At 50.7% G+C, this 23,991-nt stretch carries 23 protein-coding genes; 17 read left to right on the top strand and 6 right to left on the bottom strand.

Translation table 11 applies throughout. The features are described from left to right. The first annotated feature begins 41 nt into the window (after positions 1–41). Complete coding sequence (locus tag SYNC_RS09090; RefSeq protein WP_011619891.1) at positions 42–992, top strand: protochlorophyllide reductase; 951 nt, start codon at positions 42–44, stop codon at positions 990–992. On the opposite strand, the gene bchL is transcribed toward SYNC_RS09090, so the two are convergent. The 3 genes from bchL to SYNC_RS09075 form a co-directional block, all read right to left on the bottom strand. Further along, positions 993–1,883, bottom strand: coding sequence for a ferredoxin:protochlorophyllide reductase (ATP-dependent) iron-sulfur ATP-binding protein (gene bchL / locus SYNC_RS09085; RefSeq protein ID WP_011619890.1), 891 nt, complete (start codon positions 1,881–1,883; stop codon positions 993–995). Positions 1,884–2,103: 220 nt separating this feature from the next. Continuing rightward, positions 2,104–3,672 (bottom strand): ferredoxin:protochlorophyllide reductase (ATP-dependent) subunit B, encoded by a 1,569-nt coding sequence (locus tag SYNC_RS09080; RefSeq protein WP_011619889.1) that lies wholly within the window; start codon positions 3,670–3,672, stop codon positions 2,104–2,106. A gap of 12 nt (positions 3,673–3,684) precedes the next feature. Beyond that, the gene (locus SYNC_RS09075; protein WP_011619888.1) at positions 3,685–4,971 is read right to left on the bottom strand and encodes a ferredoxin:protochlorophyllide reductase (ATP-dependent) subunit N; all 1,287 of its coding nucleotides are present in this window, start codon (positions 4,969–4,971) and stop codon (positions 3,685–3,687) included. Between the two features lie 152 nt (positions 4,972–5,123). On the opposite strand from SYNC_RS09075, the gene SYNC_RS09070 reads away from it, so the two are divergent. Next, positions 5,124–5,648 (top strand): hypothetical protein, encoded by a 525-nt coding sequence (locus tag SYNC_RS09070; protein ID WP_041427055.1) that lies wholly within the window; start codon positions 5,124–5,126, stop codon positions 5,646–5,648. Positions 5,649–5,667: 19 nt separating this feature from the next. On the opposite strand, the gene SYNC_RS09065 is transcribed toward SYNC_RS09070, so the two are convergent. Continuing rightward, complete coding sequence (locus SYNC_RS09065) at positions 5,668–6,072, bottom strand: hypothetical protein (protein ID WP_041427054.1); 405 nt, start codon at positions 6,070–6,072, stop codon at positions 5,668–5,670. A 96-nt stretch (positions 6,073–6,168) separates the two neighbouring features. Here SYNC_RS09065 and SYNC_RS09060 point away from each other — a divergent pair, with 96 nt between their 5' ends. Continuing rightward, positions 6,169–6,954, top strand: a complete 786-nt coding sequence (locus SYNC_RS09060; RefSeq protein ID WP_041426637.1) for a BMC domain-containing protein — start codon at positions 6,169–6,171, stop codon at positions 6,952–6,954. A gap of 42 nt (positions 6,955–6,996) precedes the next feature. On the opposite strand, the gene SYNC_RS09055 is transcribed toward SYNC_RS09060, so the two are convergent. After that, on the bottom strand, positions 6,997–7,599 hold the full coding sequence (locus SYNC_RS09055) for a non-canonical purine NTP pyrophosphatase (protein ID WP_011619884.1): 603 nt from the start codon (positions 7,597–7,599) through the stop codon (positions 6,997–6,999). A gap of 320 nt (positions 7,600–7,919) precedes the next feature. On the opposite strand from SYNC_RS09055, the gene SYNC_RS09050 reads away from it, so the two are divergent. The 14 genes from SYNC_RS09050 (at position 7,920) to SYNC_RS08985 (ending at position 23,421) form a co-directional block, all read left to right on the top strand. After that, a complete protein-coding gene (locus tag SYNC_RS09050) occupies positions 7,920–8,231 on the top strand; it encodes a BMC domain-containing protein (RefSeq protein ID WP_006169870.1) in 312 nt (103 codons plus the stop codon). Between the two features lie 68 nt (positions 8,232–8,299). After that, positions 8,300–9,712, top strand: coding sequence for a form I ribulose bisphosphate carboxylase large subunit (locus SYNC_RS09045; protein ID WP_011619883.1), 1,413 nt, complete (start codon positions 8,300–8,302; stop codon positions 9,710–9,712). 103 nt (positions 9,713–9,815) lie between these two features. Then, entirely contained in the window at positions 9,816–10,157 is a 342-nt protein-coding gene (locus SYNC_RS09040; protein WP_011619882.1) for a ribulose bisphosphate carboxylase small subunit, read from the top strand. Between the two features lie 99 nt (positions 10,158–10,256). Next, on the top strand, positions 10,257–12,644 hold the full coding sequence (locus SYNC_RS09035) for a CsoS2 family carboxysome shell protein (protein WP_011619881.1): 2,388 nt from the start codon (positions 10,257–10,259) through the stop codon (positions 12,642–12,644). Positions 12,645–12,651: 7 nt separating this feature from the next. Then, the gene (locus SYNC_RS09030) at positions 12,652–14,442 is read left to right on the top strand and encodes a carboxysome shell carbonic anhydrase (RefSeq protein WP_011619880.1); all 1,791 of its coding nucleotides are present in this window, start codon (positions 12,652–12,654) and stop codon (positions 14,440–14,442) included. A 2-nt stretch (positions 14,443–14,444) separates the two neighbouring features. Next, positions 14,445–14,729, top strand: coding sequence for a carboxysome peptide A (locus tag SYNC_RS09025; protein WP_011619879.1), 285 nt, complete (start codon positions 14,445–14,447; stop codon positions 14,727–14,729). After that, on the top strand, positions 14,729–14,980 hold the full coding sequence (locus SYNC_RS09020) for a carboxysome peptide B (protein WP_011619878.1): 252 nt from the start codon (positions 14,729–14,731) through the stop codon (positions 14,978–14,980). The genes SYNC_RS09025 and SYNC_RS09020 overlap by 1 nt, the downstream gene beginning before the upstream one ends. A 46-nt stretch (positions 14,981–15,026) precedes the next feature. Then, a complete protein-coding gene (locus SYNC_RS15230) occupies positions 15,027–15,566 on the top strand; it encodes a BMC domain-containing protein (RefSeq protein ID WP_041426636.1) in 540 nt (179 codons plus the stop codon). A gap of 79 nt (positions 15,567–15,645) precedes the next feature. Beyond that, complete coding sequence (locus SYNC_RS09010; protein WP_011619875.1) at positions 15,646–17,490, top strand: NAD(P)H-quinone oxidoreductase subunit F; 1,845 nt, start codon at positions 15,646–15,648, stop codon at positions 17,488–17,490. Positions 17,491–17,497: 7 nt separating this feature from the next. Further along, complete coding sequence (locus SYNC_RS09005; protein ID WP_011619874.1) at positions 17,498–19,003, top strand: NADH-quinone oxidoreductase subunit M; 1,506 nt, start codon at positions 17,498–17,500, stop codon at positions 19,001–19,003. After that, positions 19,000–20,142, top strand: a complete 1,143-nt coding sequence (locus SYNC_RS09000; protein WP_011619873.1) for a CO2 hydration protein — start codon at positions 19,000–19,002, stop codon at positions 20,140–20,142. The genes SYNC_RS09005 and SYNC_RS09000 overlap by 4 nt, the downstream gene beginning before the upstream one ends. An 890-nt stretch (positions 20,143–21,032) precedes the next feature. Next, positions 21,033–21,326, top strand: coding sequence for a 2Fe-2S iron-sulfur cluster-binding protein (locus tag SYNC_RS08990; RefSeq protein ID WP_011619869.1), 294 nt, complete (start codon positions 21,033–21,035; stop codon positions 21,324–21,326). Positions 21,327–21,703: 377 nt separating this feature from the next. Then, positions 21,704–22,465: an alpha/beta fold hydrolase gene (locus SYNC_RS14375; protein ID WP_011619868.1), complete on the top strand. Its 762-nt coding sequence runs from the start codon at positions 21,704–21,706 to the stop codon at positions 22,463–22,465. After that, positions 22,462–23,421 (top strand): NAD(P)/FAD-dependent oxidoreductase, encoded by a 960-nt coding sequence (locus SYNC_RS08985; RefSeq protein ID WP_011619867.1) that lies wholly within the window; start codon positions 22,462–22,464, stop codon positions 23,419–23,421. The genes SYNC_RS14375 and SYNC_RS08985 overlap by 4 nt, the downstream gene beginning before the upstream one ends. Before the next feature lie 42 nt (positions 23,422–23,463). Here SYNC_RS08985 and fldA read toward each other — a convergent pair whose 3' ends face one another. Beyond that, positions 23,464–23,973 (bottom strand): flavodoxin FldA, encoded by a 510-nt coding sequence (gene fldA / locus SYNC_RS08980; protein ID WP_011619866.1) that lies wholly within the window; start codon positions 23,971–23,973, stop codon positions 23,464–23,466. Between the last annotated feature and the right edge of the window lie 18 nt (positions 23,974–23,991).

Below are 23,991 nucleotides of genomic sequence, written 5' to 3'. Positions count from 1 at the left end.
ACACCTGAAGGGTCAAACTGGGATGAGATAGGCCTCTCACGATGGGAACTCCAGGCACCGTTCTCATTACAGGAACAACTTCTGGTGTGGGCTTAAATGCCACCCAAGCTTTGGTTCGACAGGGTTGGACCGTGATTACGGCCAATCGCAACCCTCAGAGAGCGGCTGGAGCTGCTGATCAGCTGGACATTCCCCGCGGTCGCCTGCATCACATCCTTATGGATTTAGGGGATTTAGAGAGTGTCCGTCATGCGGTTGAAAACCTCTCAATCGGGATTGATGCGCTGGTATGCAATGCGGCGGTCTATGAGCCCAAGTTGAAACAGCCCAAGCGTTCGCCCCAAGGCTATGAATTATCGATGGCCACCAACCATTTGGGCCATTTCTTGCTGATTCAGCTGCTTCTTGATCGGTTGAAGGCGTCCAGCCATCCCTCAAAACGAATCGTGATTCTTGGTACCGTCACGGCCAACTCCAAGGAACTTGGAGGGAAAATCCCTATTCCAGCTCCGGCTGATCTTGGCGACCTTTCAGGTTTCGAAGCTGGTTTTCAAGATCCGGTCTCGATGGCCAGTGGACAGTTGTTTAAGCCAGGCAAGGCTTACAAAGACAGCAAGTTGTGCAACATGATCACCACCCAGGAACTGCATCGAAGGATCTACGCGGACACAGGGATTAGCTGTACGTCTTTGTATCCAGGTTGCGTCGCTGACACGCCTTTGTTTCGAAATACCCCAAAGGCCTTTCAAGTGATTTTCCCTTGGTTTCAGAAAAAGATTACTGGCGGTTATGTCTCTCAGTCTCTCGCTGGTGAACGGGTCGCAATGGTAGTGGCGAACCCCGCGTTCAACCAATCAGGTGTGCACTGGAGTTGGGGGAACCGTCAAAAGAAAGATGGTCAGCAATTCAGTCAAGAGCTTTCCGATAAGGCGACAAATCCAGATGTCGCCCGTCGGGTTTGGGAGCTTTCAATGAAACTCGTTGGTCTTTGATCAGTCGAAACCCAGAAGGTCAAAGATCTCCCTGTCTTTCAGTGACACGGCTTCCAATGGTTCAACATTGTTGAGCATATTGCTGGCTAATCGAATGTATTCGTCTTGAACAGCTTTAACGCCGTCATCCTTATCATCCATCTCAAAAATCGTACATTTCTTCAGTCTTGAGCGTCGAATTGCATCGACATCTTTGAAGTGAGCCATCGTGCGTAGCCCCGTACGTTCATTGAATTTATCGATTTGATCTGTCTCTGCGGAGCGATTGGCTACCACTCCTCCAAGGCGTACCTTGTAATTTTTCGCTTTGGCTTGGATCGCCTGCACGATTCTGTTCATCGCGAAGATGGAATCAAAATCGTTAGCGGTCACGATGAGGCAATAATTTGCGTGCTGAAGCGGTGCAGCGAAGCCACCGCAAACAACGTCGCCCAGCACGTCAAAGATCACCACATCTGTGTCTTCGAGAAGATGGTGTTCCTTAAGTAGCTTCACGGTTTGGCCGGTGACATAGCCGCCGCAACCGGTACCGGCGGGTGGTCCCCCGCTCTCGACACACTTCACGCCGTTGTATCCCGTAAACATGAAGTCCTCGGGTCGGAGCTCTTCGCTGTGAAAGTCCACCTCTTCAAGGATGTCAATCACCGTAGGCACCATTTTGTGGGTGAGGGTGAATGTGCTGTCGTGCTTGGGATCACAACCAATCTGGAGAACCCGTTTACCAAGTTTTGAAAAAGCGGCAGACAGATTGGAGGAGGTGGTCGATTTGCCGATGCCACCTTTGCCATAGACGGCAATAACAAGAGCTCCTTCCTCTATTTTTGTCCCTGGGTCCTGATGGACCTGAACACTGCCGTCACCATCCGCCGGACGGGTGAGAGTTGTGGTCATGCAGAGACCTGCTTCGTGGGTGTTGTTTTCATTTAACTTCAGCAAGCCTGAACAGTCAGCTTTCAATTCATGATCGAAACATCAGGATTCATGGTGTTGAAATACTGACGAGAATTGAGCGAATTGGCATGAAAATAGCTGGATCATTGAGTACAAAGACTCAGCCGATTATGCGTTGTTCCAGGTAATAAATTTGGGTCTGAACAATTGGGTTGGGTTCTTAGGCGCTGAAGTGGGCTTTCGCGTCGTAGAGCGTTTCGCTGTCGATTTGGTTGCGCCCAGTGGATTTTGCGAAGGCTTCTGTGTTTCGGCGTACTTTCCCCCGAACGAAGAAAGGGATCTTTTTCAGCTCCGCTTCTCCTTCAGCAGTCCAGACCAGCTCGTCCGTGAGGGTGCTCACCGCTACCTCAGTGTCTGCAATCGCTCCAGAACCTCCAGAATGTCCGAGATGGCTTTGGTGGCCATCCACGAACTCAAAATCGTGACGGAACATGCCGATCAGGTGTTCCTCTAAGCCCATCATCAGCGGGTGCACCCAGCTGTCGAAGATCACGTTCGCTCCTTCCCAGCCCATTTGAGGACTGTTGCGTGCAGGCACGTCTTGGACATGCATCGGTGTGCTGATCACTGCACAGGGGAGCCCTAGTCGTTTGGCACTGTGTCGCTCCATTTGTGTGCCGAGCACCAGTTCAGGTGCGGCTGCGGCCATTGCTGCCTCCACCGCGAGGTAATCGTCACTGATGAGGGCCTCAATCCCCATCGCTTTCGCTGCTGCTCGCACGGGTCGAGCCATTTCTCTGCTGTAGGTGCCTAAGCCAACCACTTCAAAGCCCAGTTCCTCTTTGCAGATGCGTGCTGCTGCCAAGGCATGGGTTCCATCTCCAAAGATGAACACCCTTTTTCCTGTGAGGTAGGTGGAGTCCACCGATTCGGAATACCAGGGCAGCCTTGACTGACGAATCCCCTCTTGAGGGGAAGGGGGTGTCATCCCCAGCAGATTGTGAACTTCAACGAGGAAATCATGGGTTGCACCAATTCCAATCGGCACGGTGGTGGTGAACGGGATGCCAAAACTGCGCTCGAGCCAAGCGCAGCTGGATTCGGCGATCTCTGGGTAGAGGCACACATTCAGATCGGCTTCAGGGAGTCGATGCACATCTGCCACCGTGGCTCCCAACGGAGCGACTACTCCCACGTCGATGCCATGCATGTTGAGTAGCCGTTGAATTTCGAGGACATCGTCTCGACAGCGAAAGCCGAGCAAAGAAGGTCCAAGTAGATTCACGCGGGGACGACGTCCCTCGTGCTGCCAGGCCTTGGGGTCATGGTTGAGCTCAGCAGGAGCCTGATCTTTCAGCAGAGTCCTAACCAGTTGATAAAAGGTTTCTGCTGCACCCCAATTCTCTTTTTTGCTGTAGGCAGGCAGCTCTAAATTCACGATTGGCATGGTCAAGCCCATGCCGGCGGCTAAGGCACCAGGTTGGTCTTGAATCAATTCCGCGGTGCAACTTTCGCCAACCAGAAGGGCGTCGGGTTGGAAGCGATCAACGGCTTCTCTGACATGGCGCTTCACTAGCTCCGCGGTGTCACCCCCGAGATCTCTAGCTTGAAAGGTGGTGTAGGTGACGGGAGGTCGTTGATCTCGACGCTCGATCATCGTGAATAAGAGATCGGCATAGGTGTCGCCCTGAGGCGCGTGCAGTACGTAGTGGACACCTTTCATTGATGCCGCAATGCGCATGGCACCGACGTGAGGTGGTCCTTCGTATGTCCAGAGGGTGAGTTGCATGGCTTGATGGCTTTAGGCGTGAACGGGGTCAGAGTCGATAAGGGCGCTACTGGGCGGGTTCAGCGCTTGGCGGATGAGTTCGCGTCGTCTGAGCGGGCGGGAGAACAACTCGGCCAGCTCTCCGGCCTGATCGATGCCATGAATGGGACTAAAGACCAATTCAATTGACCACTTGGTGGCGATGCCTTCCGCTTCGAGCGGATTGGCAAGTCCCATGCCGCAGACCACTAGATCGGGTTGAGTGGCACGAACGCGATCTAGCTGGTTCTCCACATGCTGTCCCTCCATGACAGAGGTGCCCTCAGGCAGAAGCGCTAGCTCTTCTGCCATTTGCTCGCGATTCAAGTAGGGCGTGCCTACTTCCACCAGTTCCATGCCGCATTCTCTTTGTAAGAAGCGAGCGAGCGGAAGTTCGAGTTGAGACTCCGGCAGGAGAAAAATTCGTTTCCCGTTCAGGATTTCTCGGTGTGGAGCTAGAGCGCTTTGGGCGCGAGCTACCAGTGGATCCAGTACGGAGGCGACCTGGTCGGCGTTGATTTGAAAATCTTTTGCTGCGGCTTCCATCCAGCTGCGGCTTCCTTCCGCACCTAAGGGGAAGGGAGCTGTCAGGACGCGAGCACCCCGATCGCGAAGCAAGCGTGCTGTTGTCGTGAGGTACGGCTGCGTCAATAAGACCGTTGTCCCTGGTCCAACCGCTGGCAATTCAGTGGATTTACGTGGGGGCAAGCTGCAAACCGAGTCGATGCCAATCCGACCAAAGAGGTGGGTGAGGCGATCTTCAACGGCATCTGCGAGCGTTCCGACCATCAACAGTTGGCGTTGATCTGTCGAGGGCAGTAAAGGAACTAGGGCTGAAAGTGCTCCATCTTCTCCTTGGGTAAACGTGGTTTCAATTCCGCTCCCCGAATAATTCACGACCTGCACACGGCCTCTCAATTCATCGTTGAGTCGTTCTGCGGCCCGCGCTAAATCCAGCTTGATCACCTCGCTTGGGCATGACCCCACCAAAAACAAGGTGCGGATCTCGGGCCTTCGTTCCAGAAGCTCACGAGCGACCCGATCCAGTTCATCCTGAGCATCGGCGAGGCCAGCTAGGTCGCGTTCGCTCAGAATCGCTGTTCCAAAACGAGGCTCAGCAAAAATCATCACGCCAGCAGCGCTTTGAATCAAATGGGCGCAAGTGCGTGATCCCACCACCAAGAAAAATGCATCAGGCATCCTGCGGTGCAGCCAGACGATTGATGTCAGACCACAGAACACCTCCCGTGGTCCTGTTTCCTTGAGCAGATTCACGCTCATCGCTTTTAAGCCAGGTACCTATCAGTCACGATGACGCCAGAATCACGTAGTGCTCAGACCTAACAAAATTCTTCGGGATCGGTTTTGATTTCCAGTTGGGCCAGATTCGCTGGAAATGACTAAATTTCAACGCAAATGACGCCAGTGTGCTGATGTTGTCTTCGCGAGTTTTCCCTGCTGTTTTGGTTCTGGGTTTGGCGTTGGCCGCCTGTCAGTCAGTGGAAAAAAAGGCAGTCACAGACCAGGTGAAGGTGGTCTCAGACTCTGGACTGGTCTGTAATGCGACTGCTGAGGTGGAAAAAGCCTTGGACAAAATCGATGCGTTAACCCCTGCGTCAACGGTGGCTGATGCTGAGTCCGCTGGTGAGTCGCTTAAAAAAGCTCTCGCCACTCTCGATAAAGCTGAGGTTGAACTCCAAGCCTCAAAATTGAATGAATATCGCGACCAGGTTGCGATCTACGAAAAATTTGTAGGTCAGATCAGACAGAACAAAACGATGACCCTCGAGGAAGCAGCCCAACAACTCAAAGCACAAGCAGCTCCTGTAATTGCCGCTCATGAGCAACTGTCCGAAACTACGGATTGCATCGAAGTTGAAGAGCTGATGGACTCAGACAATCAAGCCTCTTCTGGTAAGTCGAAGGACGACGCCTCCGGCAAGGCTGATTCCGAATAATTGCAATCAACGGCGCTGTTCAAAGGCGACGACGGAAACGATCGTCGCCGAATCCACCTGTTGATTGAGATGAATCCGAGCTGATCTGGGTCAGACGCCACACATTTCTGCTCAAACGGCTCGCCCTTAGGCCTCCTCTTTCAACTTGTTCGGAACTAGGGCGGATTCCAAGTAATTGGGTGACTTCTGCCGTACTTAATGGGGCTCCTGTCTTAATTGCTAGGTCTGTCAGTTCGAGTCTTTGGCGCAACTCAACAAGATTGGCAGCACCACCATCTTCAGCATCGCTCCAAATCCAACGACCGGGGCCCTCCTGATTGAGCTTTTGCATTAAGCCCATTCCGATCATCCCAAGCGCTTGTTCGGCGCTGAGCTCAGAACTCAAGGAGGTTGTTTCTGGGCTATGGGTTTGATTGGCTGCCATGCTGCACTCCCGATTTGCGCGGACAGTATCGGTTCCATTGGCTGATGCAAGTCGCGAGACGAATTTTGTGAGCAACCTTCCGGTAACATCCCCGCAATGAATCGCTTCGCCAGCTTCGATGCCCGGGAGCGGCGAGTAGGCGGAAGCGCTCTCGTCACCGGAACTGAGGTTCACACCTCGGCTAGTGGAGCGAGCTGTGTTGTCACGACCGACAGCGAATCCCCACGGCTGTTGAGGCAAAACAGCCATGTGCAGTCCATTGAACTGCGCACTTATGTCTTTCTTGACTCTCTTCAACCGCAACTCGCTGCCTACATGGGCACCGTGAGTCAGGGCTTTTTGCCGATCCCAGGTGATGCCTGTCTTTGGATGGAAGTTTCACCAGGGATGGCGGTGCATCGAGTCACGGACATTGCTCTCAAGGCCAGCAATGTCCGTCTTGGCCAGATGGTTGTCGAGCGCGCCTTTGGATCAATGGCGCTTTATCACCGAGACCAAAGCACTGTGATCCATTCCGGTGATGTGGTCCTAGAGGCGATTGGCAGTTCCGTTGACCGACGAACTCCTGCTGATGTCAGTTGGACGGAAGTGATTCGGGCTATTACGCCTGACCATGCCGTCCTTATCAATCGTCTGAACCGCAGGGGATCGATGATCGAAGCCGGAATGAGCATGTTCATTCTTGAAACAGAGCCTGCTGGCTACGTTCTGATTGCTGCGAATGAGGCTGAAAAGTCCTCGAACATCACATTGGTGGACGTCAAGGCGGTTGGCGCGTTTGGACGACTCACTCTTGCCGGGAGAGAAGGTGATGTTGAAGAGGCTGCGGCTGCGGCAATGCGTGCGATTGAAACGATCAATCGCAATTGTTCATCAAGGTGATGGGTTTGGCCGGCTGATCCACGATCAATACGAAAGTGTTGGTCAACGAATACCTAATTGCTGACGTAAGCGCGGAGCCATGTCCCTAGCCGCTTTCCCGCGACTTCCAAGTCGGCTTAGTTGGGCTGTTGTCAATTCTCCATAGCTGCATCGCGTTTCGCGTAGCCAGAAGAGTGATTCCAATCCACCACCTGGGTAGGCAGGAGATTTGAGGAGTTCACCCCAGCAAATGCCTTCTGAGCTCTCAATCGTCGTTCCATCTGGGGAGCAAAGCACCATCGCGCTACGAAAGAGGGCACTGCGATAGGGCTGTTCAGCCATCGATCGCAGCAGTTTGGAGATTTTCTCGCTGTCTGTGGGCGCCAGGCGGGCTGTGTATAGACCGGGAGCGCTGTTAAGAGCATCTACCTCTAGCCCGGAATCATCAGCAAGAGACCAAGTGCCTGTGAGCTCGGCTGCAGCAGAAGCCTTTAGGAGAGCGTTCTCTAGATAGGACACACCTGTTTCCTCAACCTCCAGTTCTGGAGGTTGACGTACCACTTTGAGTGGAAGAGGCCCGAGCATTGCCTCGATTTCAGCAACTTTGCGTGGATTGCCACTGGCAATCGTCAGAGTGAGCACTGAAGAGGATCGGTTGAATCCCATTGTGTGGGTTAAGGGTAGAAATATCGGTCAAATTCGAAAATGAAGCTCAGCTGGGGTTGAACATTCCACTCCGCTTTCGCGAAAAAACTTGGCTTCGTCGGCAAAGATATGGGGTTTGTGGACCCTTGACTACTGCTTGTGTTGGTGTGCTCACTCGAACCCGCACAGGGCTTTAGATCAGTACAGGCAAGGGTGATCAGTAGTGCTTATGAGGTTCAGTATGGACAATGATCTTGAAAAAGGCCCAAACGGCTTGACGAGTTGGCCTCCGGCAGACCAATGTCATCGGCGAACATTCCACCCCCCTTACTCGGTAGGCAATGGCTAACGAAACCATGGGTATCGCTCTCGGCATGATCGAGACACGCGGCCTGGTCCCAGCGATCGAAGCAGCTGATGCAATGACCAAGGCTGCTGAAGTGCGCCTGATTGGTCGTGAATTCGTCGGCGGTGGCTACGTCACAGTTTTGGTCCGTGGCGAAACAGGTGCTGTGAACGCTGCAGTGCGTGCAGGTGCAGATGCTTGCGAACGTGTCGGCGACGGCCTCGTCGCGGCGCACATCATTGCTCGCCCTCATCGCGAAGTTGAGCCAGCACTCGGCAACGGCAATTTCCTCGGACAAAAGGACTGAGATCAGCTGTTAACCCCCTGACGGGGTTGCGCCTCTCTTTTCCCTTACCGAATTAACGGAATTAATCCATGAGCAAGAAGTACGACGCTGGGGTCAAGGAGTACAGAGACACTTACTGGACTCCCGATTACGTTCCCCTCGACACCGACCTGCTGGCCTGCTTCAAGTGCACCGGCCAAGAAGGTGTTCCCAAAGAAGAAGTTGCAGCTGCTGTTGCCGCTGAATCTTCAACTGGTACCTGGTCCACTGTGTGGTCCGAGCTCCTCACCGACCTCGACTTCTACAAAGGCCGCTGCTATCGCATCGAAGACGTCCCTGGTGACAAGGAGTCGTTCTATGCCTTCATCGCTTACCCCCTCGACCTGTTCGAAGAGGGTTCAATCACTAACGTTCTGACCTCATTGGTCGGCAACGTGTTTGGTTTCAAAGCACTGCGTCATCTCCGTCTGGAAGACATTCGCTTCCCGATTGCATTTATCAAGTGCTGCGCTGGACCGCCAAACGGTATTGCCGTTGAGCGTGACCGTATGAATAAGTACGGCCGCCCTCTTCTGGGTTGCACCATTAAGCCAAAGCTTGGCTTAAGCGGTAAGAACTACGGCCGTGTTGTCTATGAATGCCTCCGTGGCGGTCTGGACTTCACCAAAGACGACGAGAACATCAATTCCCAGCCGTTCCAGCGTTGGCAGAACCGCTTCGAATTTGTTGCAGAAGCCATCAAGCTGGCCGAACAGGAAACGGGAGAGCGAAAGGGTCACTACCTCAACGTGACCGCGAACACTCCTGAAGAGATGTATGAGCGTGCTGAGTTCGCCAAGGAACTCAATCAGCCGATCATCATGCACGACTTCATCACCGGTGGCTTTACAGCTAACACTGGTTTGTCGAAGTGGTGCCGCAAGAACGGCATGTTGCTGCACATTCACCGTGCGATGCACGCTGTGATTGACCGTCATCCCAAGCACGGTATTCACTTCCGCGTCCTCGCCAAGTGCCTGCGTTTGTCAGGTGGTGACCAACTCCACACCGGCACCGTGGTGGGCAAGCTGGAAGGTGATCGTCAGACCACCCTCGGCTATATCGACCAACTCCGCGAATCCTTCGTTCCTGAAGATCGCAGCCGCGGCAACTTCTTCGATCAGGACTGGGGTTCCATGCCTGGCGTCTTCGCCGTTGCTTCCGGCGGTATCCACGTGTGGCATATGCCCGCACTGGTTGCCATCTTCGGAGATGACTCCGTTCTCCAGTTCGGTGGTGGTACCCACGGTCACCCCTGGGGTTCCGCAGCTGGTGCTGCTGCCAACCGTGTGGCCCTCGAGGCCTGCGTCAAGGCACGCAACGCCGGTCGTGAAATCGAGAAGGAAAGCCGCGACATCCTTATGGAAGCCGGTAAGCACAGCCCTGAGCTGGCGATCGCTCTCGAGACCTGGAAGGAGATCAAGTTCGAATTCGACACCGTCGACAAACTCGACGTTCAGTGATCGGTGACAGGGGTGAATTTTTTCACCCCTCTCCCGAACTTCGATATAAATCCGGCTCGAGGACTTTGGTCCAGCCAAAACATTTTTTTAAAGCGTGATCCCCATGCCTTTTCAGAGCACCGTGGGTGACTACCAAACAGTCGCCACCCTGGAGACATTCGGCTTTCTTCCGCCGATGACCCAGGACGAGATCTATGACCAGATCGCTTACATCATTGCCCAAGGTTGGAGCCCGCTCATTGAGCACGTCCATCCTTCCAATTCCATGGCCTCTTATTGGTCCTATTGGAAGCTCCCGTTTTTCGGTGAGAAGGATCTCAACGTTGTCGTGAGTGAACTCGAGGCCTGCCATCGCGCATACCCCGACCATCACGTGCGCATGGTCGGCTACGACGCATACACCCAAGGCCAAGGTGCCTGTTTCGTGGTTTTCGAAGGACGCTGATCCTTCGTCTTCACGATTTCGAGCCCTGAGTTGATCAGGGCTCAACTTTTTCTGTAGGGACTCGTTCCCTTCAATTCACGACGACATTCTCGGGCGGACATGGCAAGACTTTCTAGTCGCGAACTAGCACTCGAGCGCCGTAAGGCCCTCACTACTGCTGGCAAAAAGGCATCCGTTGCTGTTTCAGCAGGTGCGAATCGCGTTCGGTCGGCCGACGATGCTCGCAAAACGCGCACCAACGCAGATCCAATTGCAGCAGCTCCCATACATGCTGCGACCCCTGTCGCGACTGAGCGACCAAGAAATCAATCACTCACCTCTTCATCAGGTGCCCATCGCTCTCGGGTGAAACCCGTTAGCCAACCAAGTCGTGAACTCGTTCTGGCTCGTAGAGAAGCCCTTTCACGTCGTGGAAAATCAGCAGACACTACGAAAGATAGAAATAGAGCTGAAGTCGCTCGTAAAACAGCGACAACGACATCCACTACAGCCCCTGCAGTCAGCAAAAAGGACTGTGGTTGTGGAGGCAATGCTGCAGCTGAACCCCCAACGCGTTTGAGTCGTCAGGCTGTATCTATGGATCTTTCGACCAAAAACTCCTCCCGACGCAGCCAAGCTCCAAAGCGTCGTGCCATCGAAAATCCAAGTAGATCACTTGTCTTAGCCCGTCGTGAAGCGATGTCTAAGCACGGGAAAACAGCAGGCAAACAACCCACAAGCGCTGCTGCAGTGGCCCGTCAGGCAAATCCTGACCTCACCAGTCGCGAGCTGGCTCAGCAAGTACGTGAGCTTCGCGCGAAATCAGGAGCTCGCAGCAAGCAAAGCCCTGGAGTAACCCGTCCCACAGGCCCGAATCGAAACGGATCCAAGCAAGCCGCTGCCGCCGATGCGCACTGGAAGGTGGGTGAGTCAGAAACCACCGGCGGCCAAACTGTGACTGGCACTCAAGCCAATCGCTCCGTCAAGACGACAGGCAACGAAGCCAGCACTTGTCGTTCCATCACTGGTACTGAGTATCTAGGTGCAGAGGTCTTTCAGACCTTCTGTCAGAGCGCTCCAACTCCAACCACACCTGCCAAGGTTCGTGTGTCTGCCACTTCCCATGGCAATCGAGTCACAGGCAACGAAGTTGGTCGCTCTGAGAAAGTGACTGGGGATGAGCCCGGCACCTGCAAAAGCGTGACGGGTACAGAATATATTTCGGCCAATCAAAGCGCCGCCTATTGCGGTGGAACGACCCCCTCACCTCGCAAAGTTGGCCACAGCCTGACTCAGCAAGGGCGGCCTGTAAGTGGGGTGATGGTGGGGCGATCCTCGAGCGTGACTGGTGATGAAGCTGGTGCGAACCGCTCGTTGACCGGTGATCAATATTTAGGATCTGATCCGCTTTCCGAAGGACGTCCTGCTGCCAAGGTTGGTCTTTCTGAAACCCTTTCAGGAACAGGTGTTACAGGCACGATGGTAGGCCGTTCTTCAAGCGTTACGGGTGATGAGTTCGGATCCTGTCATCGCGTGACTGGGGATCAATACATCAGTTCAGAACAGGTCAACTCATTTTGTGGAGCCAAGCCAGATCCTGAAGCCGCCAAAGTTGGATTCAGTATCACCAATCGCAACCAAGTGGTGAGCGGCACGCGCACCGGTCGTTCTGAAAAAGTCACTGGTGACGAACCGGGAAGTTGTAAGGCTGTAACGGGGACCCCTTACGCAGGCCTTGAGCAAGCTGGTCAATATTGCGGTAACTCCGCTGTTCAAGCCATTCGCGAACGGACGCCGGTCCGCCCCGGCACGCCTGCCGCTCCAATGACTGGACTTCAACCAGGTATCGGAGGAGTGATGACCGGTGGCGAACGTGGAGCTTGTGAAGCTGTAACGGGTACTCCTTACATCGGTGCCGATCAGCTTTCAGCAGCTTGTGGTGCAGAGGCTCCCCTCGGAACAGATACGCATGGCCACTCACCAGAAGGGTCGAGTTGGACTCGATTCAGTGTGGTTTCACCTGCGCGTGCCGCGCAGCAACAACGTGAGACCAGCAAAGGCGTTACCGGCACCGCTTACGAAGACAGCAGCCGTATTACTGGCCCTTTTGATTTGGCCGGTGGCAAAATCACCGGCACGGAGCAATTCAGGTTTGATAATCGTGAATTTCAAGAGCGTCACAGTCAACTTCAGGGCCAACGTCAATTTCAACCCACCACCCCTGAGGTTGATGTAGCTGCTCAAGAACCTGCTTCCCGGGTCACCGGAGAAGGATCGTCCACCAAAGTCACAGGTGATGACTGGGATCGGGGTGATCATGTGACGGGTACCGAAGGAGTTTCGGCTCGCCGTCGTAATCCAAGCCGCTCTGGTGCAATGGGAGCCATGCCCCCATTTGAACGAAAGCGCAATGAGCAGTCCGAATGGCCTGAAAGCCGGGTGACAGGTTCCAGTGGTAACACCTCAAAGGGTTCACTGATTACCGTCTCTGGCGGAGCAAGGGGCTGATCGACTAATGGTCCGCTCTGTGCCTTCCCGCGGCGGGCGATCTCTGTCTCCCTCCGCTCCTACGCGACGTCAGTTGCAACAAGAGAGAGCCGAATCTTCGCCTGCCTCTGAGTCCAAGCAAGCTGATGTGAATCCGCTTTCTGCCCGTGCGGCCTCTCTTGAAAGGAGGCGTGCACTCACGACATCGGGCAAGGCAGCCGTTTTGGCTCAAGGCACGCTTGGTGCCGGTCGCGTCAGGACAAGCCAAGACAGCAGGCGTCCAGTGCCCCAACAGCCCGGCTGGGTCCGTCGCGATCAAAAGTCGTCAAGTGCACTGTCAAGTAGTTCGAAGCTCTCAAGATCTAACCGTTCAACAGCCAACCTCTCAACATCAAATCGTCAATCCTTTAATCGCCTGCATCCTTTAACGGACTCGGTTGCTAATGACCATTTACGGTCCTACGAACTGGAAGTTAAAGGTCGCTTCGAAAGGATTGTTCCTGTCCTTCAAAAGATCTCAGCGCTTCAACATCATGCTGACTTTATTGATCAAGCTCAGCTATTAGCCCAGCGTGAACTTGGATTTGACTTGCCCAAGCACATCCTTGAGCGAGCCTGGGTTCGCCCATTAGATATGAGAGCGCTCTACGCGTGGTGCGTTTTTGAGTCGCATCGTGTCTTTAGTGATTGCTTTTTTCAGAGCGATCCTCTTGCTGCCTCTTCAGGAAGTGAAGCGGCACAGACTTTTGAAGGCTTTCTTCTCGATTGTGGCTTCCATCTCCTCGATGTGACGCCTTGTGCTGATGGTCGGCTGGCTCATTCCATTGCTTACGCCTTACGAATTCCGTTCAGCTCCGTGCGTCGTCGTTCCCATGCGGGAGCATTATTTGACGTCGAAAATACAGTCAACCGATGGGTCAAAACAGAACACCGGCGTTATCGAGAGTCCATCCCTAACGCTGCTATTCAAGACACCCGTTATCTCAAGGTTGTGACCTATCATTTCAGTTCCTTGGATCCCAGCCATCAGGGCTGCGCTGCCCACGGAAGTGATGACAAATTGGCGGCCTCAGCCGGATATCAGCGTCTTCTTGATTTCAGACAAGCTGTTGAGAACAGTTTTTGTTGTGGCGCTTCCGTTGATTTGTTGTTGATTGGACTCGATACCGATACTGATGCGATCAGGGTTCATCCACCCGCAAGCGACAGTTCCACTCAGTTAGACCGATGGGTGTCAGCTCAAGATCTTTATAAGGCAACGTCAACAATGTCTCCTGATCAGGCATTGATTCAGATTGCTGAAGCTGTTGAATCTGGTGCACCTGGAACGATGGATTCGGGAATGGTGTCCTTGATTACGCGCTTAATTGCTAACAATATTTCTCAGATTGATTACGTATCCGATCTTCACGGTGGTCCTTATCCCGATGCGGGTCATGCAGAACGTTTTATAGGTGTAGGGATCGGTTTCAAGGAAGTCCATTTGCGAAATCTTACATATTTTGCTCACTTAGATACTGTTGAAGAAGGCGCACCAGATTTGGATGTTGGTGTGAAAATCTTTAAAGGCTTAAACGTTTCACATGACTTACCTATTCCCATTGTGATCCGTTTTGATTATTCAAGCTCTGTGCCTGGTGCGCGTGAACGAGCTATTTCAGATTGTCAGAGAGTTAACTCGGCCATCTCCAATCGATACTCCGATCTCGTTCGTGACGGCCTACTTCATACCTGTTTAACGATTCGAGATCGAACTCAAACATCTCCAGCAGAAGTTGTAGGGTCCACACTCGATCCTGTAGTTCAGGAGGCTCACTGATCATGCTTATCGTCAAGGTCGTCAAGCCACTGGTTTCTACAAATCGCATTCCTGATTTCGAACACAAACACCTTCAGGTTGTTCTAGACGGCAGCACTCAAAAGGTGGCCGTCGATGCTGTTGGCGCCAAGCCAGGTGATTGGGTGATTTGTGTCAGCAGTTCTGCAGCTAGAGAAGCTGCAGGAAGTAAGTCGTATCCCAGTGATCTCACCATTGTTGGGATCATTGACCATTGGGATCCCGATCCACCGAAGCCATCATCTGCATCGAAAGAGGCGAAGAGATAATGGAAATCATGCAGGTAATGGGAACTTTGGTCTGTACTTTCCGCGTCGGAGGTTTGGACCATATGCACCTGCGAATTCTTAAAAACAACAAGGGTAAAAAACTCGTTGCTGTTGACCCTGTTGGAGCGCGAGAAGGCAACTGGGTTTTTACGGCTAGTGGTTCTGCTGCACGCCATGCCTGTCCAGATAACACTGTTCTCACAGACCTCACCATCGGAGGAATCATCGACCACTGGATGCCAGATGGATAACTAAGTCTCGTTCTGCTCTCCGTTCCACCTCATCTCAATCCATCCAATGGCCACTCCTTCACCCCGTCGTCGTTCCAGCGCAGATTCCGCTGCTTCAACACCAGCTAGCAAAGCTGCTTCCTCCACCTCAGCAGCAGCAAAGGCAACTGTGGATGTGAAGCCTGTTGCCAGTGCGTCTGCTCCCGCTGCGAGATCATCTGCTCGCAGCTCCTCGAGAGGCACACCTACGAGTGGTGGCAGTGGAAAAGGCTCCTCCCTTCAGGCTTCTGCGAGTTCTTCTCCTAGGCGTGCCTTCGGTATTGCTCTTGGCATGATTGAGACCAGAGGCATGGTTCCGGCAATTGAGGCCGCTGATGCAATGACAAAAGCTGCTGAAGTGCAGCTCATCAGTCGTGAATACGTTGGTGGGGGATACGTCACGGTGATGGTCCGTGGAGAGACCGGAGCGGTGAACGCTGCCGTGCGCGCTGGAGCCGATGCCTGTGAGCGGGTTGGAGATGGCCTTGTTGCTGCTCATATCATTGCTCGTCCCCACGATGAAGTGGAGCCAGCTCTCTCCTGTACAAATGTGACGCGCCGGATGTGATCAATACGTCAGGTCTCTCCAACTCCGTTTAGATTCCCGCCCCAACATTCCTTTCAACGGCGCAAAAGCCCCGTTTCCTTTGACCTCAGCTGCAACGCTGCCTCTGCAAACCGCCTGGTTGATCCCGCTCTACGGGTTTTCCGGGATGTTGATCTCACTGCCTTGGGCTTTGGGGGTATTCCGGAGGGATTCCCATCGCCCTGCGGCCTATCTCAACATCCTGCTCACACTGCTGGCTTTCGTGCATGGAAGCCTTGTTTTGCGCGATGTAATGGCCGGTGGACCCACTCTTCTGACGTTCCCTTGGCTGAGTGTGGCTGATCTCAATCTGGAGATCAGCTTCAGTCTCTCTCTCACCAATGTGTCTGCTCTTGAGCTGATCACGGGTTTGAGTTTTTTCTCTCAGTTGTATTCGCTCGGTTACCTCGATAAGGAGTGGGCGTTAGCCAGGTTCTTTGCATTGCTTGGTTTCTTCGAAGGAGCTATGTCGGGGGTTGTTTTGAGTGACTCCTTGTTCCAGAGCTATTTCCTGTTGGAAATGCTCACGCTTTCGACTTACCTCCTAGTGGGCTTTTGGTACTCCCAGCCTCTTGTCGTGACTGCGGCAAGGGATGCATTCCTCACCAAGCGCGTTGGCGATGTGATGCTTTTGATGGGCATGGTTGCCTTAGCAACGTGGTCAGGTGTGACCAGTTTTGACGATCTCTATGCCTGGTCTGCTGCAGAAACAATTAGCCCACTGGCCGCAACGTTGCTCGGACTAGGCCTGATTGCTGGTCCTACTGGTAAGTGTGCCCAGTTTCCGATGCATCTCTGGCTTGATGAAGCCATGGAAGGTCCTAACCCAGCCTCAATTCTTCGCAACTCTGTGGTTGTGACCTGCGGTGCCATTGTTTTGCTCAAGGTGATGCCTCTGCTGCAGAACGCGCCAGTAACGCTCGTTGTTCTCCAGGTGATTGGAACGATCAGTGCGATTGGGGGGTCTCTGGTCTCGATCGCTCAGGTGGATATCAAACGCACGCTCTCCTATTCCACGACTGCCTATCTAGGACTTGTCTTTATTGCTATTTCCTTGCAGGTGCCCGTACTCGCTCTGCTGCTCCTGTTCGCCCACGCTGTTTCGAAGGCACTGCTTTCGATGAGTGTGGGTGGCGTGATCGCTTCCACCAATTGTCAGGACATCACTGAGCTTGGTGGTCTTGGCGGGAGAATGCCTGCCACAACAGGTTCTTATTTGCTGGGGAGTGCTGGGCTTGTGGGACTTCTTCCTCTTGGAGGATTTCTTTGCCTAGCTCAGGCAGTTGAGCTGGTGGGAGCTCGCTCAGTGATTTTCGTACCAGTTTTCCTTCTCACCAATGCTCTAACAGCTCTCAATCTCACCAGGGTTTACCGCCAAGTCTTCCTTGGCCGCTCTTTGACAAAGACGCGTCGAGCGGCAGAGGTGAACTGGCAGATGGCCTTCCCGATGGTGTCTCTTGCCGTCATCGTTGTTTTAACTCCGCTCCTTTTGATTCGTCTTGAGTCTCTTGATGGTTTGCTTGCTTTCCCTCTTTGGGCGGCTGGTGTCGTCGTGGGGAGTGGGTTGATCGGTTTGTTGGTAGGAGCTTTTATCCCCCTCAACAAAGCCTGGTCTCGATCTCTCAATCCGGTGCTGCGTTGGTTCCAGGACCTTCTTGAAAATGACTTCTATACCGAAAGATTTTATCGTTTGACCATCGTTAATGTAGTGTCTTTATTCTCGAAGCTTGCTTATAGCTTTGATCGAAACGTTGTTGATGGATTACTACATGGTCTTGCTCGATTCTCTCTTCAGAGTGCTGAAGGTCTGAAGTTGAGTATCAGTGGCCGAAGTCAAAGCTATCTTTTAACTGTAATCGCGGCAATTGTGTTGCTTTTGTCATCCCTGAGCTGGTGGCTGAACTGAATTAATGATGATTCTCACTCTGTTACTGATCATCCCCTTCTTGGGAGCTCTCCTGTTGTCCCTTTGGCCTGAGGGATCGACCCCAGCTCAACTGAGACGCCTCACCCTGGTCATTCTTTCGGTTCAGTGCATTGCCAGTTTTGCGGTGCTTTTCTGGTTTGATCCAAGCAACTCGGGCTTGCAGCTTCAGGAACACTTGCCCTGGCTTCCCAGTGTTGGGCTTGATTATTCCTTGGCGGTCGATGGAATATCCCTTCCGCTGGTTTTGATGAATGCAGTGCTCTGTCTCGTGTCAGCAGTGGCATCAAGAAAGATCGAGAATCGTCCAAGGATTTATTTTGCGCTTTTGTTAATCATTAGCGGCGCTGTAAATGGAGCCTTTTTGGCTCAAAACCTTTTGCTCTTTTTCCTGTTTTATGAGCTTGAACTTATTCCACTTTGGCTGCTGATTGCGATCTGGGGGGGTGCTAATAGAGCTTATGCCTCTACCAAATTCCTGATTGTTACGGCCGTGTCTGGAGTTTTGATCCTGGCAGCATTTCTTGGGATCGCTCTTGTGACAGGGAGCGTTGATTTTGGCATCAGCCCAATTCTTGCAGGAGAGATGGGGCTCACCTCTCAGCTGTTGCTGATGGGGTCGCTTTTGATTGGCTTTGGGATCAAGATCCCTCTTTTTCCCTTTCATACCTGGCTTCCTGATGCTCACACCGAAGCCTCAACTCCGGTGTCGGTTCTCTTAGCAGGGGTTCTCCTCAAGCTTGGCACCTACGGATTACTGCGATTTTGTCTTGGTCTCTTCCCTGAGGCTTGGGAGGTAGCGGCCCCCTGGCTGGCTCTTTGGGCAGCGATTTCTGTGCTGTATGGCTCCCTAGCTGCCATTGCTCAATCCGATATGAAGCGGATGGTGGCTTATAGCTCTGTTGGACATATGGGATATGTCTTGCTCGCTGCCGCCGCTGCAACGCCATTGGGTTTGATCGGTGCGCTGTTCCAAATGGTGAGCCATGGTTTGATTTCAGCGATACTTTTTCTCGCTGTGGGTGTTGTCTATGAACGAACGGGAACAAGAGATCTGAATGTTCTTCGGGGACTTCTTAACCCTCAGCGCGGCTTACCCCTCACAGGATCCCTGATGATCGTGGGTGTGATGGCCAGTGCAGGAATCCCAGGTATGGCAGGATTTATCTCTGAATTTCTTGTCTTCAGGGGAAGCCTTCAGCCCTTTCCAATCGCCACCTTGCTCTGCATGGTGGGATCAGGTTTGACCGCTGTGTATTTCTTGTTGCTTGTGAACCGAGCGTTCTTTGGACGTTTGGCCATTGCTCCAGGCAGAGTGCCTAACCCAACCGTTCTATCCATCGTTCCGCTCCATGAGCAGCTTCCGGCGATAGCGCTGTCATTCATTGTGCTGCTCCTGGGTCTGGCTCCGGATCTTTTGGTCGGGATGAGTCAGGCAGCAACAACCGGCCTCAGCGATTTAGCGCTTTTACCCATCACAGGAGGACTTTCATGACTGCTACGAAGATCACTGATGTCCCAACAATTCCAATCCTCCCTGATCGTGAAGAGCTGATTCGTCGTTTACTCTCTGACCAGCCTTTATTAGCTGATACACCTGATCATCTACTGCAGATTGTCAATGTTCTCGATAGCTACGGGATCGTTCTTGATGCTTACAGCCGCAACCTGGTGAATCAGGGTGAAAACCAGCTGCTGAATCCATTTCCAGTGATGCGATTCTTTCACGAAGGTTTCAGTGTTGAACGCTTATGGCAGCACCTGCGTGGCGATCGCATCAACTTTGAGTATGCCGAATACTGCCAAAAGGCAATGTTTTGGCACGGCACTGGTGGAATGGATGCTTATTTCGATTCAGAGCCTTTCCTGGAAACCTGTCAGAAAATCATTGCGTTGCGTAGTCGCCGTGATCCCTTGTTGGCATTGGTGCATCGGCTTTATCCAGGTTTTGCTCCTGAAGCAATCCGATCGATGGCCACTATTTATGCTCTTGGTCTGTTTTGGCGGGTGATGAGTGACCTCTTCCTTGATCTTTCTCGTCGATATCGCAACGGTGAAATTGTTTCTGTTATTGATGCTGTTCATCACATCAGAGATGGTTTAGTTGCTGCCGCTGGTGATCCGATGACTTATAAAGTCACGGTTGGGAATGAAGACGTATGGGTTCTACCTCCAGAGGCCGGACTGACATTTCTGGTTGATGTGGCTGTGCCATACGTGGAGGCTGTCTTTTTTAGGGGAATGCCCTTCCTTGGCACCGTGTCATATAACGCTCAGGCTCGACAAATTTCAGCTGACATCAGTGATTTCAAGTATGGAGCCTTGTACGCAGATCCAATTCCCAGTATGGGAGCGGGTATTCCACCAAGTCTGTGCATGCAAGATATGTACCGAAATCTTCCTGAGGAGCTCAGTAACTGGTACAAGTCGCATGGCAGGGGAATGCATGATGTTCATGTTCAGATCTGCATTAGTTTTCAAAAATCGATGTTTTGTGTCACCAATGGTGCAATCTCCGGCACGATGCCATATCCACTTGATACGACTGATATTGATCAGCAACAAGCCAATCGTGCTTATGCAGAATCATGGTCTGAGCGCTTGATGGGATGTCAGCGAGGAGCACTGCTCTGATTACCTTTTATAAGCCAAACACCTTATCTTAATCAATTAACCATATGATACTGATTTCTTAATCTCACATCCTTTAGCACTGTTTGCATCAAAGGTTGCAGTATTAGCGAAACATTCGCATATATGTTCATCGCTGATTCGCTGATGATTTCTCAGTCGCTGAGGCCATTCCAATGCAAGATCACGATGATTCAGAGTTCTTATCCAGATGTGATGAGTCAACTCAGATTCTTGAAGATTGGATCAATCGAAAAACATCAGAAAATCATTCTCAATGGAGCAAGCTCTATTCTGACAGAAATAAAAAAGTCAAGAATAAAGACAGTTGATTCCATCTCTAATGAATGGCAAAGCTTTTCATAAAGCTATTGCCTGATTAGATTTCATATTGATGGGAGGGGCTTTCCTTAAATTGAAAGTCTTCTTCTTTGCATCATGATGTCGCTTGTGTCTGCATGGCTAGCTTCTCTTTTGATTTAATAACGAAACATTTGATGTCCCTTCCTATTGAGCGTGGAGTTGTACTTAGATGCTCTCCAATTTCCTGATACGACCATCCTTGCTGTCGTAAGGCGATTGCAAGCCTTAAGCGCTTGGATCTCCATCCGTTTGCTGAACCGAGAAAACGAGAAAATCTTTCTTCTTTCATGTTGATTAAATTCACCAATTAAGATTATCAAGTGTATTTGCAATTCATTGATAAGATGATATTCTTTGCTCTATCAGACCAGTCATCTCAGGTATATATTTTTAGGTAGAGATTTATGATGAAGTGTCTTGCTGGTTGTTGCCATTGTTGAGCTAAAAGTGCTCAATGATACATTGCCGATCAATCGATGTTTCGAATTGATGGATGAATGCAATAAAATAATCGCTGGACTTTTCTTGTGATGACATCTTTTAATGTTCAGCTGATCACACCCCAAGGAGAGGTGTCATTTCACTGTCCTGATGATGAGTATATTTTGGATGCAGCAGAGCAAGCCGGTATTGATATGTCGTACTCCTGTCGCGCTGGTGCATGTAGTTCATGCGTAGGTCGACTTATTCAGGGAACTTTGGATCAAAGTGATCAAAGCTTTCTGGATGAGGCACAAATTAAAGATAAATATGCACTCTTATGTGTAGCATATGCCACCTCTGACCTGGTCGTTAAGACCGATTGTGAAGAGGAACTTTGGTGATTGCTTCCTCAAGTTGTTAGCTGCTAATTAATTCAGTTCTTAGCAGCATAAGTAGCTTATTGTTCATTCCCACTTCTTTCTTGCCTCATGAAAGTCTCGTCTATTGTCGCAATCTACTTGGATGCAGTTACCTCAATGGTGATACCTCTCTCTGCATTGAATGCTCTTTCTTTTTTGAAAACTACTGCTGATAGTGCTGAGTATCGATTAATTTCCACATTAGAATTAAAGGTAAAGCAAGGAATTATTCAGGTCATACCTGGGATGAATGGTGATCATTCGTCTGGTTCATTCGTAACATATTGATCTCTGTACTGTGCTTCTTCGTTCGTGTCATCGCTAATGGTGAAGCAGCATGATAAAAGCATAATTTAAGCATGTCATCGATTCTTTGGATTGATTTGCAGCCTTCTGTTTTTTGCTTTAATAAGAAGCTTGCTTGCATTTTAAGTCAGTCAAGGCATGTACGCCGTTGGTCTTTTCAGCATGATCTTGATGAGATATGTTCATTATCCACAATTTTTGATTTTCTTAGAGAAACAGTTGATCAATTAGATCATCCACCTCATGTTGTAGCACATGGTCTTAGTGGTACTGTCGCTTCTTTGTTTGCGCGACAATTCCCAAAATTATTCCGGTCACTCACTTTAATTTCTGTCGACCCAATTTCTACTAATCAATGGACGAGTCATTATTTGGAAATGAGGCGGAAATTGCCCTGTGCAAGATCTTCTATCTTGTCTCATATTATTCCACTTCTGTTCGACAAGAAATCCAATGATACTAATTTAGTTCTTTCTGGCTTCTTCGAAAAATGTCTTGATTCTGATTTTATTCCTGGTTCCATCGCTTCTCATTCTCTTCTTCCCAACCTTTCTTCGATTGACATTCCCTTGTCGATCATCAATGGCTCTCATGATTTTGTTATTGATCAGAACTCTGCCCTCCGTTGGAAGCCTCATCTAAAGAATGGGGATCGATTCTATTCTTTACCAGGAGGTCATCATTTCTCTCATTTTTCGCAGCCCAAATTTTATGGAAGATTGATTAATTCTTTTCTCGAGATGATTCCAGATTCATTTTCACCTGCCTTCCCTAATCAATTTCACTCTTCACTCTCGAGAAAGATTTCATTATGACAGATTATATTGATACCGATGTGTTGATCATAGGAGGTGGTCCTGCAGGCTGCTCGTGTGCTCTTTATACGTCAAGGTCATCATTAAAGACCTATATATTAGACAAAAACAAATCGGTAGGTGCTTTAGCTATTACTCATAAAATAGCTAATTATCCTGGGGTCTCTAATGAGATATCTGGTTCTGATCTGCTAGATATGATGCGAGATCAAGCCATTTCTTATGGAACAAATTATCTGCGTGCTCAGGTATTCAGCTTAGATTTGTCTGGTGATCAAAAACTTGTTTATACACCGGAAGGTGTCTTTCGTTCTCGTACGATTGTTTTGGCGACGGGCGCGATGGGAAGGACTTCGACCCTTCCTGGAGAAAAGGAATTTTTAGGTCGTGGTGTTAGTTACTGTGCTACCTGCGATGCCGCTTTTTATCGTGATGAAGATGTCTTGGTTTATGGCTCTAATCAAGAGGCTGTTGATGAGGCACTTGTACTCGCTAAATTTGCCAAAACAGTTCATTGGGTTACAAGTGGAAAGCCAAGTCGATCTACGAATCGGGTTGAGTTACTCACAGATCTTCCAAATGTAAAACAATGGGAGCGAACGAAGTTATTGTCGATTCATGGAACTGATTCCGGGTTGAATTTTGCAAAAGTTCAGTCTACTAGAGATAAGGAAACTTTTTCCTTAGATGTTACTGGAGCATTTTTATACTCTACAGGTACGCTTCCTATCACCGATTTCCTTCATGGAATGATTCCACTGCGAGCCGATGGCGGAGTTGATGTGGATGAGAATATGATGACTTCTATTCCTGGAGTTTGGGCCATTGGCGATATTCGTAATACCCCTTTTAAGCAGGCTGTTGTTGCCTGCTCAGATGGTTGTATTGCGGCAATGTCAATCGATAAATTTCTCAATTCTAGAACTGAGTTTCGTGTTGACTGGGTCCATAAATAGACATCAAAAAGCGCCCATTATGGGCGCTTTATTATTTCGCTTTTAAGCTTCTGAATTGATTTGTTTGACCCAGTCGCTGAGTCGTTGATCTGTTAGATCTGACTCATTGTCTTCGTCAATAGCCAAACCACAGAACTTTCCATCAATGACACTTTTTGATTCTGCGAAAGTGTACCCGTCTGTGGGTACTTTTCCGATTAGGTTTGCACCTGCTTGTACGAATGCTGTGTATAACTCTTCCATTGCATCGCAGAAATAGTCAGAATAGGATGATGAATCACCAAGTCCTACTATTGCAACTGATTTTCCACTGAAATCCATACTTGGTATTTCTTCAGCATAAGTATCCCAAGCTGTTCCAGAACGACCTTCATCTGCGCCTGTATTCCATGTAGGAACACAGCATATGAGTGCCTCTGCTTCAGCTAGCTCTGCTGCAGATCCGATGCTGTCTACATCTTTGCTTTCTGTACCTGGTAATAGATCTTTGAGCTTGTCGGCAACATCTTCAGTCTTTCCTGTGGAAGTTGCGAAAAAGATTGTGTAGGCCATGACTTGAACGTAGACCAA

The organism is Synechococcus sp. CC9311, from assembly GCF_000014585.1.
Classification (GTDB): Bacteria; Cyanobacteriota; Cyanobacteriia; order PCC-6307; family Cyanobiaceae; genus Synechococcus_C.
The sequence above is the reverse complement of the archived record's forward strand: the minus strand, read 5'-3'. Positions and strand labels throughout refer to the sequence as shown.